The 17,854-nt window shown below is 62.5% G+C and carries 9 protein-coding genes; 5 read left to right on the plus strand and 4 right to left on the minus strand.

The window, feature by feature from the left end:
- Positions 1-14 precede the first annotated feature (14 nt).
- From FJ426_RS13805 to FJ426_RS13825, 5 genes are all read left to right on the plus strand, one after another.
- Positions 15-9,683, plus strand: a complete 9,669-nt coding sequence (locus tag FJ426_RS13805; protein ID WP_281405486.1) for a DUF5801 repeats-in-toxin domain-containing protein — start codon at positions 15-17, stop codon at positions 9,681-9,683.
- Positions 9,684-9,709: 26 nt separating this feature from the next.
- The gene (locus FJ426_RS13810; RefSeq protein ID WP_140498145.1) at positions 9,710-10,078 is read left to right on the plus strand and encodes a hypothetical protein; all 369 of its coding nucleotides are present in this window, start codon (positions 9,710-9,712) and stop codon (positions 10,076-10,078) included.
- Between the two features lie 441 nt (positions 10,079-10,519).
- The gene (locus FJ426_RS13815; protein ID WP_140560498.1) at positions 10,520-11,719 is read left to right on the plus strand and encodes an ABC transporter substrate-binding protein; all 1,200 of its coding nucleotides are present in this window, start codon (positions 10,520-10,522) and stop codon (positions 11,717-11,719) included.
- A complete protein-coding gene (locus FJ426_RS13820) occupies positions 11,679-12,425 on the plus strand; it encodes a thermonuclease family protein (protein ID WP_246675538.1) in 747 nt (248 codons plus the stop codon). Before FJ426_RS13815 ends, FJ426_RS13820 begins: the two co-directional genes overlap by 41 nt.
- Before the next feature lie 105 nt (positions 12,426-12,530).
- Positions 12,531-13,277, plus strand: a complete 747-nt coding sequence (locus FJ426_RS13825; RefSeq protein ID WP_140560496.1) for a GGDEF domain-containing protein — start codon at positions 12,531-12,533, stop codon at positions 13,275-13,277.
- Between the two features lie 124 nt (positions 13,278-13,401).
- Here the strand turns inward: FJ426_RS13825 and FJ426_RS13830 are convergent, their stop codons facing one another.
- Genes FJ426_RS13830 through FJ426_RS13845 form a run of 4 tightly spaced genes read right to left on the minus strand, consistent with a single transcriptional unit; the run spans position 13,402 to position 17,550 of the window.
- A complete protein-coding gene (locus tag FJ426_RS13830; protein WP_140524691.1) occupies positions 13,402-14,214 on the minus strand; it encodes a formylmethanofuran dehydrogenase subunit C in 813 nt (270 codons plus the stop codon).
- Positions 14,211-15,119 (minus strand): formylmethanofuran--tetrahydromethanopterin N-formyltransferase, encoded by a 909-nt coding sequence (gene fhcD / locus FJ426_RS13835; protein WP_140560495.1) that lies wholly within the window; start codon positions 15,117-15,119, stop codon positions 14,211-14,213. The genes FJ426_RS13830 and fhcD overlap by 4 nt, the downstream gene beginning before the upstream one ends.
- Positions 15,107-16,738, minus strand: a complete 1,632-nt coding sequence (locus FJ426_RS13840) for a formylmethanofuran dehydrogenase subunit A (protein WP_140560494.1) — start codon at positions 16,736-16,738, stop codon at positions 15,107-15,109. Before FJ426_RS13840 ends, fhcD begins: the two co-directional genes overlap by 13 nt.
- Positions 16,732-17,550, minus strand: a complete 819-nt coding sequence (locus tag FJ426_RS13845) for a tungsten formylmethanofuran dehydrogenase (RefSeq protein ID WP_246675539.1) — start codon at positions 17,548-17,550, stop codon at positions 16,732-16,734. The genes FJ426_RS13840 and FJ426_RS13845 overlap by 7 nt, the downstream gene beginning before the upstream one ends.
- Between the last annotated feature and the right edge of the window lie 304 nt (positions 17,551-17,854).

Here is a 17,854-nt window from a genome sequence, read left to right on the forward strand (position 1 = left end):
CCGATGGCCACGCAATCTCGCTGTTCAACGACGGCCACGGCCACATCATCGGCGTCTATGATGCCGACAACAACGGCGTTACCGCCACCGACAAGGTCGCCTTCGCCCTGCATGTCGATGCCGCCACCGGCCAGGTCGCGGTGGCGCAATACGTCTCGCTCCAGCACCCCGACACCACCAGCAACGACGAGGGCATCGCGCTCGGCGCCGGCTCGGTCTCGGTCACCGTCACGGCGACCGATGGCGACGGCGACCACGTCACACAAAGCGCCGACATCTCCCAGACCATCGTCTTCGAGGATGACGGGCCGAAGGCCGTCGGAACCGCCTCGATCACGGCGAATGTCGACGAAGACGGGCTTGCCGGGCACAACCCAGATGCCGGCAGGCCGGGTGAGACGGGAGCGATCGGCCTTTCCGCGACCGTCACGGGCGCTGCCGGCGCGCTGACCGCGCTCGTCGACTTCGGCGCCGACGGCCCGGGCGCCCAGGCGTTTCATCTTGCCTCGACGGCCGTGCCGGCGGATTCCGGCCTTACGTCGCAGGGCGCGCATGTGCTCATCGTATCCGATGGGAGCACCTTGCATGGTTATGCCGAGGCAGGAAACGGCGCCGGCTTCTCGGCCGGCGACCGCGAGATCTTCCAGCTGACCGTGGGGGCCAACGGCTCCTACGTCTTCACGCTCAAGGATCAGATCGATCATCCGGCGCTGGACGGCCAGGCCGGAGACAATGGTGAAAACCAGCTGACGAGCCCGATCGATCTTTCCTCTTATATCGTCGCGACCGACGGTGACGGCGACTCCATCTCCCTTGGCGCCGGGACCTTCCTGATCCAGGTCCTCGACGACATTCCGGTGCAGACCAGCGCCACCGTCTCCGGCAATGTCGGCGAGGACGCGCTTTTGCTGGCGAACTCGAATGGTCATTCCGTCGGCAATCCCGACGGAGATGGCCTCGGCACGGTCGCGACCGGTTCGCTGAGCTCGCTGGTCTCCGCCGGGGCGGACGAACCCGGTTCCTTCTCGCTGATCCAGAACCCCGCTGGCTTGCCGGCGGCGACATCGAAGGGCGAGGCGATCGTCTACCACGTCGACGGCACGGTGCTGACCGGCTATGTCGAGAGCGGAACACCCGGCCTCGATGCGGGCGACCGCAAAGTCTTCACCCTCGATGTCCAGCCGAACGGCACCTACACCTTCACCTTGCTGGACCAGATCGACCACCTGCCGAACTCCCCCGCCAACGATGACAACCAGAAGCTGGTGCTCGACTTCACACATGCGCTCCAGTTCACCGACGCCGACGGCGACACGATCGCGATCACCGGCGAGACGACGACCACCACAGCCACGACAGGCCTGAGTCTGCATTCCGGCCATTACGGCACCTATACCGTGGGCGGCGTTACGTTCGACGGACTAACGTTCAATGGAGCCTTGGCTCACGATTTCAACAATGGCGCCGGGAGCGATTCCTTCAACGTTTCGGGTCAGGGCGTCGGCATCGGCGACAATCATATCCATGACAATGAGGGCTTCATCTTCTCGCGGCCCGGCACCGACGCGGTGAGCTTCACCATCAACGGCAACGGTTCGGGCACAATTTCCTGGGAAGCCTACAATGGCGCCGGCGTGCCGGTTTCCGGCAGCTCCGGTTTCCAGACAGGAACGACGACCGTGCCGGCCGACGGCTCCGTCGTCACGATCGACCCGGCGGGCACGTTCGACCATCTGGTGATCCGCTTCGATCTCGACAGCGGCGACAAGATCCGCGCCGAAAATTTCCTCTATACGTCGACCACCACCACCAGCGGCGGCGTCTTCACCATCGGCATCGAGGACGACATTCCGGTGGCGCTGAACGGCAGCGCCACTCTTCCGACCGTCTACGAAGACACGCTGACCGGCCTGTCGAGCGGAAATTCGGAAGCCGGCAGCCAGCCAACCTCGGTTACTTTTGGGGCATCAGCCTTCGTCCCACTGCTTTCCATCGGCGCTGATGACGACGCGACTTTCTCCTTCAACGTCGAAAAGAATGGAACTCAGGCGGGCGTGTCGTCGGGGGGATCGGCGGTTCATTTCGTTGTGGGTGTCGATGCCGTCGATGGCGTCGCGGCGGACGGTCGCACCGTGTTCACGATTGCGGACAACAACAACGGCACCTTTACGCTGACGCTGCTCGATCACCTCGACCATAGTCTCAATTCCGGCGACAGCGGAACGATGGCGATCGACATCGGCTCGCTCTTCAAGGCGACCGACTTCGACGGCGACAGCGTCAACCTGGCCGGCACGTTGAACATTGTGGTCGAAAATGACAGGCCAGTGATCGTTGCGGCGGAGACCACCGTGGCGGAAAGCACCGCAGCGGGTTCCACAAACGCATTCAACGCGGCCTCCGCGACCGGCTCGCTGGGAATCTCGTGGGGAGCCGACAACGCCAATCCCGATACCGGCACGCATGACCGCTCAGTCGCCTTCAGCCCGTTGCTGACGGGTGTCCAGGCCGGCCTGACGTCCAATGGCGATGCCATCACCTACACTCTGTCCAGCAACGACGCCGTGCTGACGGCGACCGCCACGCACAACTCGGTCATCCGCACCATCTTCACCGTGTCGATCAACGATCAGACTAACGGCAACTATTCGTTCAACCTGCAAGACAATATCGACCATCCGGCTGGAGCCGACCACAACGACAAGGCCCTGTCCTTCGGCTTCAACGCGACGGATTCGGATGGCGACAGCACGTCGTCCGCCTTCACCGTGCATGTCACCGACGACATTCCGGTCGTCACCAGCCCTGCGGGTACGGGCAATGTGTCGGAGAGCCTGCTGCCCCTGGTACAGCCGACATCAGGCAATCTCAATATCGACTGGAATGCGGACGACAAGGGATCGAGCCATCTCGAATTCGCGCGCGGTCCCGGCAACACTCTCATGGCGCCCGAAGAGCTGACCTCGGGCGGCGTTTCGCTGGACTACACAGTCCGTCTTGCCGCCAACGGCGTCGATGAGGAACTCGTCGCCTTCAAGCAAGGCGACACCGTATCCAATCCCGTCTTCATGGTGACCCTGAACGGCGTGGGCACGCCGACCTTTGTCTTCACCCTCTGGCAGCCGCTTGACCACGACCACACCGGCGGCAGCGACGCCTCGCTGCCGCTCGGCTTCACCATCAAGGCCGTCGACGGCGACGGCGACTCCGTCACCCAGAGCTTTACGGTCAATGTCGCGGACGACGTGCCGGCGGCAGCGATGAATGCACAGGTCCAGCTCGATGACGACGCGCTGGGCGGCAATCCCGATGGCACCGGCGATGTCGATCCCGACACCGCCCACACATCCGGTACGCTCGGTCACACCTACGGCGCCGACGGCGCCGGTACGACGCTGCTCACCGGCGCAACGCTGCCGGTTGCGGGCGGGTTCTCGGTGACCTCGAACTCGGGAACCGACCTGATCATCAGCCAGATGCAGAACAACGTCGTCGTCGATGTGCTGAAGGTGCATCTGGCCGACACCACATCCGGCGCCTACACGGTCACGCAGCTTCATGCGATCGAGCACCCTGCCGGCGACGACGAGAACAATCTGCAGTTCGGGGTCAACTACACCGTCACGGACGGCGACCACGACACGGCCACCGGCACGCTGTCGATCGATGTCGACGACGACACGCCGACGGCGAGTGTGAGTGCCTCGCAAAACGTCGCCGAGGGCACAACGGTCACCGGCGTGCTGGACTTCGTCGCCGGCGCCGATGGTGCCACGGTGACGCAGATCAACGGCAAGACCCTGGTGTTCGGCGCCGATGGCTACTCGCAGCCAATCGTCTTCGAGCACGGCACGATGGCGGTCATGGCGAATGGCAGCTACACATTCACCGCGCAAGGCGACGACGTCTATCTTACCGGAGGCACCGCAACCGGCACCTTCACCGTAAAGGATGGCGACGGCGACACGTCGACCGCCAACTTCGGCTTTGCGATCAACGACACCACCAACGACACGACGGTCAACCTTAGCGCCTCGACGGTGTCGGAAGGAGCGGTGGCCAACTACGTCTTCACGGCAACACTGTCGAACGCCTCCCAGGGCGTGACCACGATCACAACCAACCAGGGCGACATCACGATCGCGAACGGCCAGACCACCGGCACGCTGACGATTGCCTCAGGCAATGACGAGGACGTCTATCTCGACGCGTCGAGCCGGACCGCGACCATCATCAACACCAGCGGTGGCAATTTCGAGCATCTCGTGGTCGGCGCCGCAACGGCGACGGCGCAGGTCACCGACACTACCAACACGGTGACGGCGACGCTCACGTCCTCAACAATCCCGGTCTCGGAAAATGGCGGCTCGATCCTCTACACGGTGACGCTGACCGGTACTCCTGGTTCGGTCGCACCGACCGCACCACTGACCTTCACGCTGGCCAATGGCGAGACAGTGACAGTCGCCACCGGCGCTACGACAGGATCCGTGACCCACACCTACACGGACGCCCAGATCACCAACCAGGCGAATATTTCCAATTCGATCGCGTCGGTGCAGTCGGGGGGCAGCGAATACGAGCATCTGGTCACGGCGGGCTCGACCACTGTCGACGTCAACTACTTGACGACGCTTACCGGTCTGACGCTGCAAGCTTCGGGCGGGGATACGTTCGTCGATGAAAAGGGCCTGGATATCCGTAGCGGCGAACCTGCGGGATCTGGCGAAAACGACAACAATCCGGCTACCAATGTCGATCCGTCGGAAAGCAACACCGGCGCCTTCGGTTTCACATCGCCCGACGGCCTGGTCACGCTGACGATCGGGACCACGGCGCTGACCTTGGCGGAGTTACAGGCCGCCTCGCCCGGAGCGCCGGTGACCATCTTGGGCGGCCCGGCCTACGGATTGCTCCAGGTGACAAGCTTTGTCGGAGACGCGACCGGCGGCACGGTGACCTACAAGTTCACCTTGCTCGACAATGTCACTCATCCGAATACAACGGCGGATGCGACGCCCGGTGACCGTGGCCTCCAGGATCAGGTGTTTGCGAACTACGGTGTTGTCGTTACAGACACCGACGGCAGCAGCACCACCTCTTCGCTCGACATCGCGATACGCGATGATGGCCCAACGGCCCACAATGACACCGATTCCTTCGGCACTGGCATCATAGGCAGCTCGATCCTCGGCAATGTGATAGACGGCGCCGGCACCAACGAAGGTCTGCACGGCACCGGTATCGACACCCTGGGTGCCGACGGCGCCAAGATCAGCGGCGTCACTGGCTCTGGTGGATCGGACACCGATGTGGCTGGCGGCGGCTTCGTCGTCAGCGGCCAATTCGGCACGCTGGCTCTGCAGGAGGACGGCAGCTACGCCTATACCCGTGTCTCCGGCCTGGCCGGCAGCGACGTGTTCACCTACACGCTGAAGGACGGCGACGGCGACACCTCGACCGCGACGCTGACCGTCGGGCTCGACAGCACCGGTCAGCCGACCGCCACCTCGTCGAGCATCGTGGTCGACGAAGACGATCTTGCCGCGGGCGTCCACAACACCAATAGCACGGGCGACGATACGACTTCGAACCCTGCGAACATGTCGCTTGGCAGCTATGGGCCGGACGGGCATGGCTCGCTCGGCTTCAACGTTGCCAATGGCGACACCGTCATGGACGGCGCTTTCACAGTGAAGCATGACGGCGTCGCGCTCCACTATTACTACGACACCGCCTCACACACCTTGTACGGCACGACCGACACGTCTGGCGCGACGGCCGCAGCCAGCCACGCCGCCTTCAAGATCGAGGTCGACGAGACAGCGGCGACCTATAACTTCACGCTGCTGCAGGAGGTCGATCACCCGCAGGGCGGCGACGAGAACGACATCAATCTTTCGCTTAGCTACACCATCACCGACTCCAACGGCGACCACGCCAACGGCACGGTCGGCATCAAGATCGACGACGATATGCCGACTGTCGCAGCGGATACCGCGACGGCCGTGGCTGGCACCAAGCCGACCATGAACGCGATCCTTGTGCTCGACTTCTCGCAGAGCATGAACGATACCGTCCCGGGCACGGGGCAAACGCGCCTCGCGCTGATGAAGTCGGCCGTGGCGGATTTCCTCGCGAGCAACGACGTCACGTTCACGCAGATCACGGTTTATACCTTCGGAATCAGCGGCAGCTTCATCGGGCAGTATTCGGATCCGGCAGCGGCGGCTTCGGCCATTGCGGCGATCAACTCGACCTCGGCCGGCACCAACTACGCGAGCGCCGTGAGTCTGGTCAGCGGCACGACGGGCAATGGTTACGCCAATCTTAGCCATCCCGCGGCGGACCAGACCAATCTGTACTTCCTGACCGACGGTGACCCGACTGGCGGCACTCACCTGACCTCGGCGCAGCAGACGGCATGGACCAACTTCCTCAACGACAGCGGGAACGACCCGGACTATCCCGCGGTCAATCACGTCTATGCCGTCGGCTTCAGCGATATCAATAATACGAGCTTCCTTGACGAAGTCGCGCAGCGTAACCAAGACAGCACGCAAATCGTCAAGGATCCGACCATATTGTCGGCCACGCTGTCGGCTTCGTTACCTGGTGAGGTAAACGGCAATCTCCTCGGCAACGACCATTTCGGCGCCGATGGCGGGCATGTCTATTCGATCACGGTCAATGGTACGACCTACACCTGGAACGGTGCGACGGGGGCGGGCTCGCAAATCACAGAGGCCGGTGCGATCACCGGCACAATCACCGGCCAGACGACGGTGACGGGCATTGCCACGGCAATTGGTGGACATTTCTCATTCCATTTCGACACCGGCGCATGGACCTATACCAGCCCGACCAATGTCGCCTCGAATACGACCGAGAGCCTTAACTACACATTGGTGGATGGCGACGGCGACAAGGCGAGCTCGAGCTTGACGGTTAATGTGGTCGTGCCAGCGCATCCGGAAACAAACGCTGTTTCAGCCAGCGGCGCGGAGGACGCATTGGATGTTGCGATCACGCTGACGGGCTCCGACGGCGACGGAACCGTGACTTCTTTCAAGATCACCAGCCTGCCAACCAACGGCACGCTCTATCTTGACGCCGCGCATACCCAGGCGATCGCGCTCGGCGGGTCCGTGCCGGCGGGTACGTCGATGATCCACTTCGTCCCTACCGCCAACTACAATGGGCAGGCTACGTTCCAGTATGCCGCCTTTGACAACGACGGCTTGCAGGACAGCACCCCGGCGACGGCCACGATCACGGTAACGGCGGTGAACGATGCACCGACGGCGACGATGGACTCGACAACCTACGCGGCCACCGCGCAGACGAGCCTCACCCTTTCGGGCACGGGATTGTCTATCGCCGACGTCGACGCCGGCAGCGGTTCGATGACGGTGACCCTGTCGGTCACCGAGGGCACGCTGTCGGGGTTGGCTGGCAACAGCGGCGCGACGGTCTCGGGCAGTGGTTCGACGTTGACGATCACCGGTACTGTGACGCAAATCAACAATCTGCTCGGCGGTGTGGACACAGGTGCTGGCTCAGCCGGAACGATCACCTATGTCGACAATGTGGTCACGCCATCTTCGACAGCCACACTGACACTCACCGTGCATGACAACGGCAACACTGGCGGCGGAGATCTCAGCGCCAGCGACACGGCGACGATCAGCATCGCTCCTCTGAACCATGCGCCCGTGGCAGCTGATTTGACAGTGGTGTCAAACTACGGTGGGGGAGCATTCGCCGTGGCGGACGCTGCCTTCCTGGCGTTTGCATCCGATCCAGATGGGAACATGCTTAGCATCACCGGCGCATCTGCACAGAACGGATTCACGACTCTCAATCACAACTCTGGCCAGATCAATATAAACGACAACAACAACGCCGGTGGGACCTTTACCTATACAGTGAGCGATGGATCGCTGACCGATACGGGTACAGTCACCTACCAGCAGGACACAGATGGCACCGTATCGGGAACCAGCGGCAGGGACATCGTCGTTGGCAACGATAGTGCGAGCACGCTGGACGGTGCAGGCGGCAGCGACGTCATCCTCGGCGGCTCTGCCGGTGACACGATCATCGCGGATCAGGTCGATCTGTTGATCAACGGCGGCGGCGGGACGGATACCTTGAGTGTCAACGCGAACTTCACCAGTTCGAGCGACGCTCAGCTTGTCAATATCGAGAATGTGACACTAGCAGCAGCGGCAACCCTCAACCTGTCCAACCAGACAGAGGGCTTCAAGATCATCGGCTCTTCGGGCATCGATACGATCGTCGGTGGTGCAGGCGCAGATACCATCAACGCACGTGGCGGTAATGACACCCTTACAGGCGATGGCGGGGCGGATCAGTTCCGACTAGCGACGAACACAGGAACAGATACCATTACCGACTTCCAAGCCGGAATCGACAAGATTGGCTTCCTCGAAGGCACAGGAGCCGGTGCTGTCAACTTCGGCATCTCAGGAACAGCGGCGGGACAACCCCTTACCAACAGTGATGGCAATTTTACCGCCCGATCGAGCATCGGTGCTATCGATACTACCGACGACAATCAGCTGGTGCTGATTACCTCTTCGACCGGCCAGACATCAGCTCAAATCGCTGCCGCAACTGCCGCTGCTACAAACACCTATATGGCTGTTTTCAATTCGACCCTCGGCGTCGGACAGATTTGGCATGACACAGACTGGAGCACCACTGGGAGCCGAGTTCTTGTAGCGACGTTGAATGGTGTTACCGCTGCGCAGATGGCAGGCCTGCAGGCCTCCGACTTCGTTGTCTACAACAGCGCTACCGACCCCATTGTCCTCGATCTGAACCACAACGGCTTCACCTTCTCCGACCTCAGCCACGGCGTCCAGTTTGACATCAATGGCGATGGGGCGAAGGACCAGGTCGCCTGGAACACCTCGAATGACGGCATGCTGGCGGTGGATCTCAACCATGACGGCAAGATCGACGACGGCACCGAGCTGTTCACGCCGAGCTTCGGCGGCGGCAAGTTCGCCAGCGGGGCGGCGGCACTCGCCTCGCTCGACGGCAATCATGACGGCGTCATCGATCACAATGACGCCGCCTTCGACAGCCTGCTGATCTGGAAGGACGCCAATACCAACGGCGCCAGCGATGCCGGGGAATTGTCGCACCTCGCGGATAACGGTATCGTCTCGATCAGCACGGCGGCCAGCCCCGCCGTGGGCGAAATCGACGGGCAGACCGTGACAGGCAACGGCACGTTCCAGATGGCCGACGGCACCACCGGCAACTATGTCGAGGTCGAACTCGACACCTCGCTCGGTGCCCCCGCACAGCCAACCGTCGCCTCCGACGGCACGAAGACCTTCGCCATCGGCTCTCTCGAGGTGACCGACCTGATCGCCGACTTCCATGACGGGGCCAAGGGCGACCAGATCGATCTTACGGCATTGCTGAAGGGCCTGGCCGGCGTCACCGATCTCGAAGCCGGCGGCTTCGTGGAGATCGCGCAGTCCTCCGCCAATGCGGCGAACGCCGAGGTCAAGGTCGACACCAATGGCGGCGGCGACAACTATCACACGGTGGCGGTGCTGGAGAACTATACGTTCCACAGTGCGGCCGAAGCAGTCAAAATACTCTATGACGACAGCCATGGTACCAAGCAGGACGTGGCCTAAGGGGCGAAAGGAACGGGGTGAGCAACATGAACAGAATCTTGCGGGTGGCTTTCGGGGCCGGTCTGCTGTCGATCTTGTCGACGGGCCTCAATGCCGCCGACATCATCGAAGGACCCACGGGCGATTATTGCGGTGTCGTCGGCACCTCCAACCTGGTGCTGAACGACAACATCGTCGATCTCAGGGATCAGGTGGTGAAGCTGATGGACGAGTCGGTCGCCGTCGCAAACAGCTCGGAGTGGATCAATTCGTCCCGGCCGGTTTTCGTCTGGGCCTCGGAAGCCAAGGTCGCCTGCGGCATGGCTTACGGCTATCTGAAGACGAACTACAAGGACGAGGACACGCTCAACAAATGCGAGTGCTTCCACGATCGCATGGTCGAGTACATGCACTGACCGGATAGGCAACCTGCGCCTGTTGGCCACCATGGCAGCGGACGGATCAACTCCTGAAGGCGATCGCCGTGGCCGGCATTGGCCAAGTCGTCACGCTGGCTTGCGCCGACCGGCTGGAGCAGCCTCCCATGGCACAACCTCCGTCGTCCGGCTCGGCGCAGCCGATCCCATTGTGACGCAACCGCAGTGTGGTATGCGACAGACATTCAAGGCGTTCGCGAGCTATCAGCCGACCGTGCCGTTGCCGATGGCGACGTTCGGCGTTTCCGCGTTTTCGTCGGACCGCGATACCTTCTCAGGGCAAGCGCGACGGGTCGGGGCGCTGAGGGCCCGGCTCTTCGGCGGCTGAAGAAAAACAGGACGGCACGACCAGTTCGCCGTAACATGCGTCGGAGACCAGACCGGGAATAATAAGCCGGCGGTGAACAGGGTGGGACAATCATGGAAGCTGGCCGACGGGTCCGTGGGCTGAAGATTTGGGCAACCGCCTTCGCGCTCGCCGCGGTATTGTCGGGCTGCCAGTCGAAGGGGGGCGTTACCGAAGCGCTCGATCCGGCGGCGATTGCCGCGCCTGCCGGGCAGGACGGCGCCCCGGCCGCCGGCCCGGCCCAGGCAACCCAGTCGATGGGTGCCGGTTCGACGAAAATTACCATGCTGCTGCCATTATCCGCCCCGGGAACGGCGGGGGAAAATGGCCGCAAGATGCTCGATGGCGCCAAGCTCGCGATGACCGATATCGGCAATGGATTGCTTACGCTGACGGTGGAGGACACCAGGGGCGACAACGCACAGGCCGGCAAATTGGCGCTGCAAGCCCTGACGACCGGCACGAAAGTCGTCATCGGGCCGACCGAACTGCCGGCAGCCCAGCATATCGCCACATTGTCGGGATCGAAGCGGCCGCCCGTGCTGGCGCTTGCCGACAATTTCGCGGGCGGCGCCGGTGTTTATGCCGTGCGCCTCAGCGAAGCGGACAGTGCGGCGGCGGGCGCTGCGGGCATCGCCGCGAAAGGCGGAAAAAAATTCGTATTGTTTGTCGCGGGTGGCTCGAATGCCAGCACGGTCGAGAAGCGGGTCGCCAACAGTCTCAGCATCTATGGCGCGACGCTCGCCGTCACCGTTCCATATTCGGCCGGCGACGGCGCCGCCAAGGCGGTCGACGAAATGACCTCGCTCGTGGACACTCCCGACGCGGTCATCATTGCCAGCGGCAATGCCAGCCCCTCGCCTATCCTTGCCGCCCTCAAATCAAAGGGCATTGCGGGCAAGGCGACCTCCGTCGTCGGAACCAGCCGTTGGCTGGAGCATCCCATGGAACCATCGTTCGAGGGAGCCTATATCGCAACGCTCGATCCGGGTGAAACCGGGCCGATCGCCGATCGCTTCAGGACGACATACAATTATCCCGCCGACGTCAACGTAGCCTACGCTTATGATATGGTTGCGCTGACTGCAGGAATTGCCAGCGCGGTCGGACCTGACGGTTTCAGCAAACAGGTGCTCGAAAATCCGAGTGGATTTCGCGGATCGACCGGCCTGTTCCGCTTTCGCGCCGATGGATCCAGCCAAAGATCGATGCCATTCTATCGGATAGAAAAGGGTGCGCTCAAACTGGTTGCCAAATCGACCTCGGGGTTCTGACCGTCCGGTAACGAACGCTGTGCTGGCCCGCCTGGTCATTACGGTCGGAGGCCTCGAGCTGCTGTTCGGGATTGCCCTGATCATGCATGCCGGAGCCTTGCTTGCGACCGACAGGCCTTCCCTTGGGACTCGTGTCGAGAATGCCGGGCAACCAGCCCGGTCGCAGACGACTGTTCTCGACGGAAGATGGCGAGAAGCGCGCAGGGTTGCCGAGGGCATTGTCGCGCTGCCGTCAATTGACCTGTCCGAGATCGAGCGGATCGAAGCCCGGCCGCCGCTCGGCGACCTCGGCCTCGCCGTGCCCCCTAAAACGCCGATGCCGAATGACTGGCGCGAAACCCTGCTCTTCCGGCCAATGGCAACGTCATCGGCGACTTTCGAATCCATGGGACGCAAAGTGGCCGTCAGTGGTGTGGCCAGCATAGAACCGGAAGCCACCTGCTCGTTTCACGATGTCGCTTGGTCCTGCGGCCAGCGCGCACGCGCCGCCTTCAACTCCTGGCTGCGTGGGCGCGCGCTGAAGTGCTTCATGCCGCCGGAGATCGAGCGTTTTGCCATTGCCGCGCCGTGTAGCCTTGGCAAGCAGGATGTCGGCGCCTGGCTTGTGTCCAACGGCTGGGCGATCGCGCTGCCCACCGGCATCTATGGCAAGGCGCAAGCAGTCGCCGAGGACGCGGCGGTGGGAGTTTTCGGCCCGCCGCGATAGGCGAAAATCGATTCACGTTTCGCACATCGATCAAATTGTATGATTTGCCGCAACTGAAATTGCGCATGCCGGCGCTATGCTCGCCGATCTGACAGGAGATTGGTAATGGCACAAGCCGAAACGACCGCCACCGAGCCGGTATGGAAGGGTGTCGCGTGGCTCGCCTTCCTGGGGACCGTTGGCAGCCTTGCCCTCTCCGTGGGCCTCAATTACCTGCTGTTGTTCAGCGATGTCTTGACGCCGTTCGCGCGCAGCATGGTCACTGCGCTGCTGCTGCCTCTGATCATCGGTCTGCCGCTTTTCGTATTGATCGGCTTGAAGCAGGCCCAGATCCGCGGCTACCGGCGGGAGCTCAACAGGGCCGAGACCTATGACAGGGTGACAGGCTGCCTGAACGGCCCGGTTTTCACCTCGATGGTCGAGCGGCGCGCGGCCAGGCCGTCAGCGCCAGGGCCGCGCTCGGGCGCCTTCCTGGTGATTCATGCCGAACACCTTCGCTCCATAAATCTTCGCTTCGGCCCAGATTGGGGCGATGAGGCCTTGCGGCTCGTCGCATCGGCCATTCAGTCTTCGGTCCGCAAGGAGGATATGGTAGGTCGCATAGGAACATCGATGTTCGGAGTCTTTCTTCCAGGTACGACCGAAGCGGAGGCCGCGGAAATTGGCGAGCGCATTCGGGCAAGCGTCGCGCGGGTCTATTTCGCGCCCAAGGGGACCGAGGACGCTCTGACGATCAGCCTGGGAAGCACCGTGTTTGAAACCGAGCTTGGATTCGAGGACATGTTTCGCTCAGCGGAAGCGCAATTATCCGCCCGCGCATCCGCCGAAACGCGCCCTGCAGGTCTCCAGTAGCCCGGTGTAACGTGACCGAAGCCAATACCTGGCGGCAAATCGACGTTTGGACACATTCCTAAAGCTCAGCGAGCAGGGCCGCTCGACAGGCACAAGCATTTGATCGATCTCGTTGCCGGAAACCTCATCGGCGCGGAAAGAGAACCTCGCCCATTCCAAGCACCGCGTTGTCGCCGCCATATTTATGTGGTGCGCTCCCCAGCAGCGGCCGTTTCAAAATGCCTTCGGCGATCAGATGACGATCGATGATGGTGGCAAAAACGCTCTCGGGCGCGCCACACTCGACGAAGCTCGGCGACAGATGTCCTGGCGCGCGATCAAGAAGGATCGAACCGCGACGCATCAGGTAGCCGGGCATTTCACCTATGCCACCGGCTACCACCAGCGTGCCTGCGATCATGCGGCTGCCGGCATAGTCGCCCGAGCCTTTCAGCACCGAGATCAGACCGCGCCGCATCCGGTCCGCGGCGAAGGCGCCCGCCCTGCCCCTGACGATCAGCACGCCGCCATTCATGCCGGCCAGTTCGCCGACGAGCGGCGCACCAAGGTGATCGCCGGCATTACCTGTTATCTCCAGCCTGCCGCCGCGCATGCCAGAGCCGGCGTGCGGCCCCGCATTGCCTTCGATCGTCAGCTTGCCGCTGCGCATGGCGCGCCCGGCCTGCGCGCCAGTATTGCCGATCACGCGAACCGATCCACCTCCCATGCCTTGCGCCACCCGGTCGAGGCGTGTGCTTCCACCTTCGAACACGATGCTAAGCGGATCGCTGCCGGCGAGGCGAAAAATGTCGCCCACCTTCGATCCGTGCTTCGACATGCCGATTCGGATTTTTTCGATATCCCGTCTTTCGCTCCCAGCAAGCCGCTCCGGCGTCAGCGGCGACAGGTCGAGGCGCTCAGGCGGTTCGGCAACAAGAGTGAAGGTCAGCGCCTTCATGGCAACATATCCTTCAGCGAATAGATGAACTTACCGAGCTTGCCGCCGTAATTGCCGGCGCCGATGCGAACCGCGCCTTTCTTCGGTCCGAGCTGGAGGACGGCCTTGATGCCGGCCTTCATCGCCGCGGCAACGGCATCATTGGTCTCACCATCAATGACGATTTCCAGGACGGCGTTGATGTCGGGGCCGAGCTCACTCGCAACCACACCGCGCAGTGTCGGCGCGTAGCCTTCGTTGGCCGAGGCGATCATGCCCTTGTATTTGCCACCTATCTTGGAACCCGAACGGGCGATGCCGCCCGGGAACGGCACGATGGCACCGGGCACCATTCCGATCGCGGCGACCGCGGCCTCGGCCGCGACCAATGCGTTGGCGCTGCTTTCGGCCATGACAAAGAAATTGCCGCCGCCGACGGCTTCCTTCGTCAGTCCGGTTGTTGCCTCGCAGAGGAATTCACCATCCATGACGGGAATGCGCCAGAAATGCCTGTCGCCGATCTTCTTGGAGATTTGCCAGCCGTCGCCGAAATAACGCAGTGCCGAACCGAGCTTGAGCTTAGCGCTGCCCTCCAGCCCGGCAAAGCAGGCGGAGCCCGGCGAAGTCAAAACACACTGCCCGACGCGATTGAGCAGTTGCTTCTGCAATTCATCGGTTCCCATCGCGAAGATCATCACGCGGCAGCCGGGCCGGCCATCCGGGGTGGCTGACGGCGGCAGGTCGGCATCGATTGCCGCTTCGCAGCCGCAACCGATTACCGAGGTGGCGAAGCCGGTCATCGTGATCGCCGCCTGCCGTGCCCATTTCCGGTTCGGCGCGGTGATGATGATGGCGGTTGCCCGCATCCCAAAGGCTTCGGCAAAAGTATCGTCGATCGTTACGCCATTTACGCTCACGTTCGGCATGGCACCTCGCCGAATGGCTGTTCACGCGCAATCGCGGAATCCGGGAAATTGAACCAATCCAAGGACAGGCCGTAGCGCTGCTGGTGATAGTCCTCCAGACGCCGCACCATCGCCTTGTCCACAGGTGGATTAAGCCTGAGGGCCTTGCCCCAGCGGTAATGGATGATCTCCCCGTCCTGCACGACGAGATCGCCATCCTTGAAAACATATGCCGCCTGTCCGAGCATTTTCGCGATACTTTCGTTCCTGCGATAGACAGCAATATCGGCTATCGCGCCGGCGCCGAGATGGCCTCGATCCGTCAACCCAAGCAGCCTGGCCGGCGCTGCGCGCGTCATGATGGCTATTTCCTCGAACGTGTATTCGCGGTCGATTGCGGACAGGGTAGAGTGCGCTAAGGCGGATCGTGAAAGTCCAGCGGCCATTTCGGTGCGTGCTTCCCGCCTCATCAGCAGCTCGAACAGAGCCGGATAAGCGGTAAAGGGTGCACCGTTGGGGTGATCGGTGGTGAAGAACACACGCCAGGGATCGTCGATCAGGAGAAAAAGCTCGAGCCCGATCGCCCACTGCATCGTGCCATAAAAGTCCTTGCCATAGCTGTAGGGCACGATGCCGCCGCCATTGCCATCCCCGTCATGAATGACGGTCTTTTTCGGATGTGCGCTGCCCCGCGCCGAGAACTGCCGCATGACGTCGGAGGAGACCGTGACCGTCTGACCGAACATCACCTGACCGATATCGATGGTGACTTCCGGCGTCGTGTTGACCAGTTCGGCAAGCCGCGCGGCAGCGGAGGAAAATCTTCGCTTTCCTTCCGTGCCATAGCCATAGAACTGGAGGTGGGCAAGGTGCAGCGGCTGCCCATCCGCCGCCGCAATCGTCGCGGCCGCCGTGTCCGCAGATCCGGGAATGCCCAGATTGTTGCAATGGACATGCAAAGGATGCGGCAGGCCAAGATTGTCGACGGCGGCCTGCAGCGTCTTGACGATGTTGCGCGAGCTGACGCCGTAGGAAGGCACCACATCGTCCAGCGCGAACGTGCGTGCGTTTTCCTTGAAGGCGGCCGCTGCACCGGCATTGATCACCTTGACCCCGAGCGCTCGCGTCGAGGCGACCGTCCAGGCGACATAGTCCTCGATCATTTGAGGTGTGGCGGCGTCACGGATCATTGACAGCAGGAAGTCGTCGTTGCCGAGAATGGCGAGCGTCGCCTTGTCGATGATCGGGATGTCGGCCAGCTCGAGATGGGTGTGGAGTGCAGATCCCGGCGACATCGCCGGTTCGACGACCGTCGTGAAGCCCATCTTGGCGTAGAGACAGCCGGTCTGGAAGGTCGACCAGCCGGCATTGGAGAGCGGCGTGGTCGCCGGTCGGGCCTGATGGGCGGCATGCTGTTCGGGCAAGAGAAGCCGCGCGGTATTCACGTTACCGCCGCCAATGTGGGAGTGGATGTCGATGGCGCCCGCCATCACGATGCAGCCGGCGGCTTCGATGGTCCGGTCGGCCACCCCCTCAGCCGGCGCCGCGACGATCTTGCCGTCCTTGATCCACAGGTCGCCCTTGCCGAGACGGCTGTTGACGGGGTCGACGATGTCGCCGTTGGCAATTTTCGTCAGCATGGCAATGCCTCGGCGAAAACCCGACTGGCGACCAGGCGAATGATCGTCGCGGCGGAGGGCAATTTCGAAGCAGCGCGGGTATCAGTCGACTTCAGCGAGCCGGTACGGCTGGAATAGACAACCGCATCGTGATCGACTCCAGCTTCGCCAATGGCGATGGTGACCGCGGCGCCTGTGACCGGCTCTTCCGTTTTAACCAGCGCAATCAGTGCCATGCGTCCCCTTTTTCTCGGGAGTTGGGCAACCGTGGCGGAGATCCGCAGGTGCAGGTCGGCTTCGCCGGCGGCGATCATGCGCGCCACATCGTAACGCCAGGGATCGAATTCCGGGAAGCCCCGCGCAAAGCCCGTGCGCAATGGAAAACCTGTCATCCAGGTCGAGGCGAGCACGCTTCCCCACCCGTTTTCGCTCGCGGGCAGATGAAGGCCAGATGCACGTGATTTGCGATTGAGATCGGCGATCAGCCCCTGCAGCATCTCCAACGCCAACCCATCGGTGGCGTGGCCTGAAAACAGGAACACGGGAAAGTGCGCAGCCGCCAGAGCCTTGGCGAAATCGTTGAAGTTCGACACCGGTCGCGATGTTTGCCGCCTCTTGTACTGCGCCCTCAGCGCCGCCAGCGTGGCGCCGAGGCTAGCCTGGCCACAGGAAAGGAGCGTTGCCTTGCGCCCGTTTTTCAACGGCGGCGCGGACACCCCGTTCGACCCCACCAGGAAGAACTCGCGCTCAATCCCGGTCGAGAGATCGGGAACCGTGCCAGCGAGTTCGGCAACAAGATCATGATGGGTTTGTGCGAGTTCGCCCACGATCACCACGATATCGGCACGCCGGCGCGTCTCCCCAGGAGCGACGGTCATCGCGCCCCTGTCGGTAAAAAGCAGGGTCTCTCGGGCAAGTGCCGCGCCGTCGGTGTGATCGTATGCCGCGCCAAGCCGCTCGGCCAGCGCGATCGCCGCCCTCGTGCCGTGTATGTCCGTATCAAAGCTGAAAACCGGGCACCGGCTTGACGATAACAGCGACGCGGCATGCGCAGCCGCGCGCTCGACCAGCGCTTCCCGGTTGCCTATCCAAGCAACCGCCATTCGCTACACTACTTTCTGGTGCCGGCCCGATCCT

Origin of the sequence: Mesorhizobium sp. B2-6-4 (assembly GCF_006441495.1) — a bacterium.
Taxonomy (GTDB): Bacteria; Pseudomonadota; Alphaproteobacteria; order Rhizobiales; family Rhizobiaceae; genus Mesorhizobium.

Bases quoted from the DNA above. Each gene is read 5' to 3' on its own strand.
- FJ426_RS13815 (WP_140560498.1), top strand. From the start codon at position 10,520: ATGGAAGCTGGCCGACGGGTCCGTGGGCTGAAGATTTGGGCAACCGCC.
- FJ426_RS13810 (WP_140498145.1), top strand. From the start codon at position 9,710: ATGAACAGAATCTTGCGGGTGGCTTTCGGGGCCGGTCTGCTGTCGATC.
- fhcD (WP_140560495.1), bottom strand. From the start codon at position 15,119: ATGCCGAACGTGAGCGTAAATGGCGTAACGATCGACGATACTTTTGCC.
- FJ426_RS13825 (WP_140560496.1), top strand. From the start codon at position 12,531: ATGGCACAAGCCGAAACGACCGCCACCGAGCCGGTATGGAAGGGTGTC.
- FJ426_RS13840 (WP_140560494.1), bottom strand. From the start codon at position 16,738: ATGCTGACGAAAATTGCCAACGGCGACATCGTCGACCCCGTCAACAGC.
- FJ426_RS13830 (WP_140524691.1), bottom strand. From the start codon at position 14,214: ATGAAGGCGCTGACCTTCACTCTTGTTGCCGAACCGCCTGAGCGCCTC.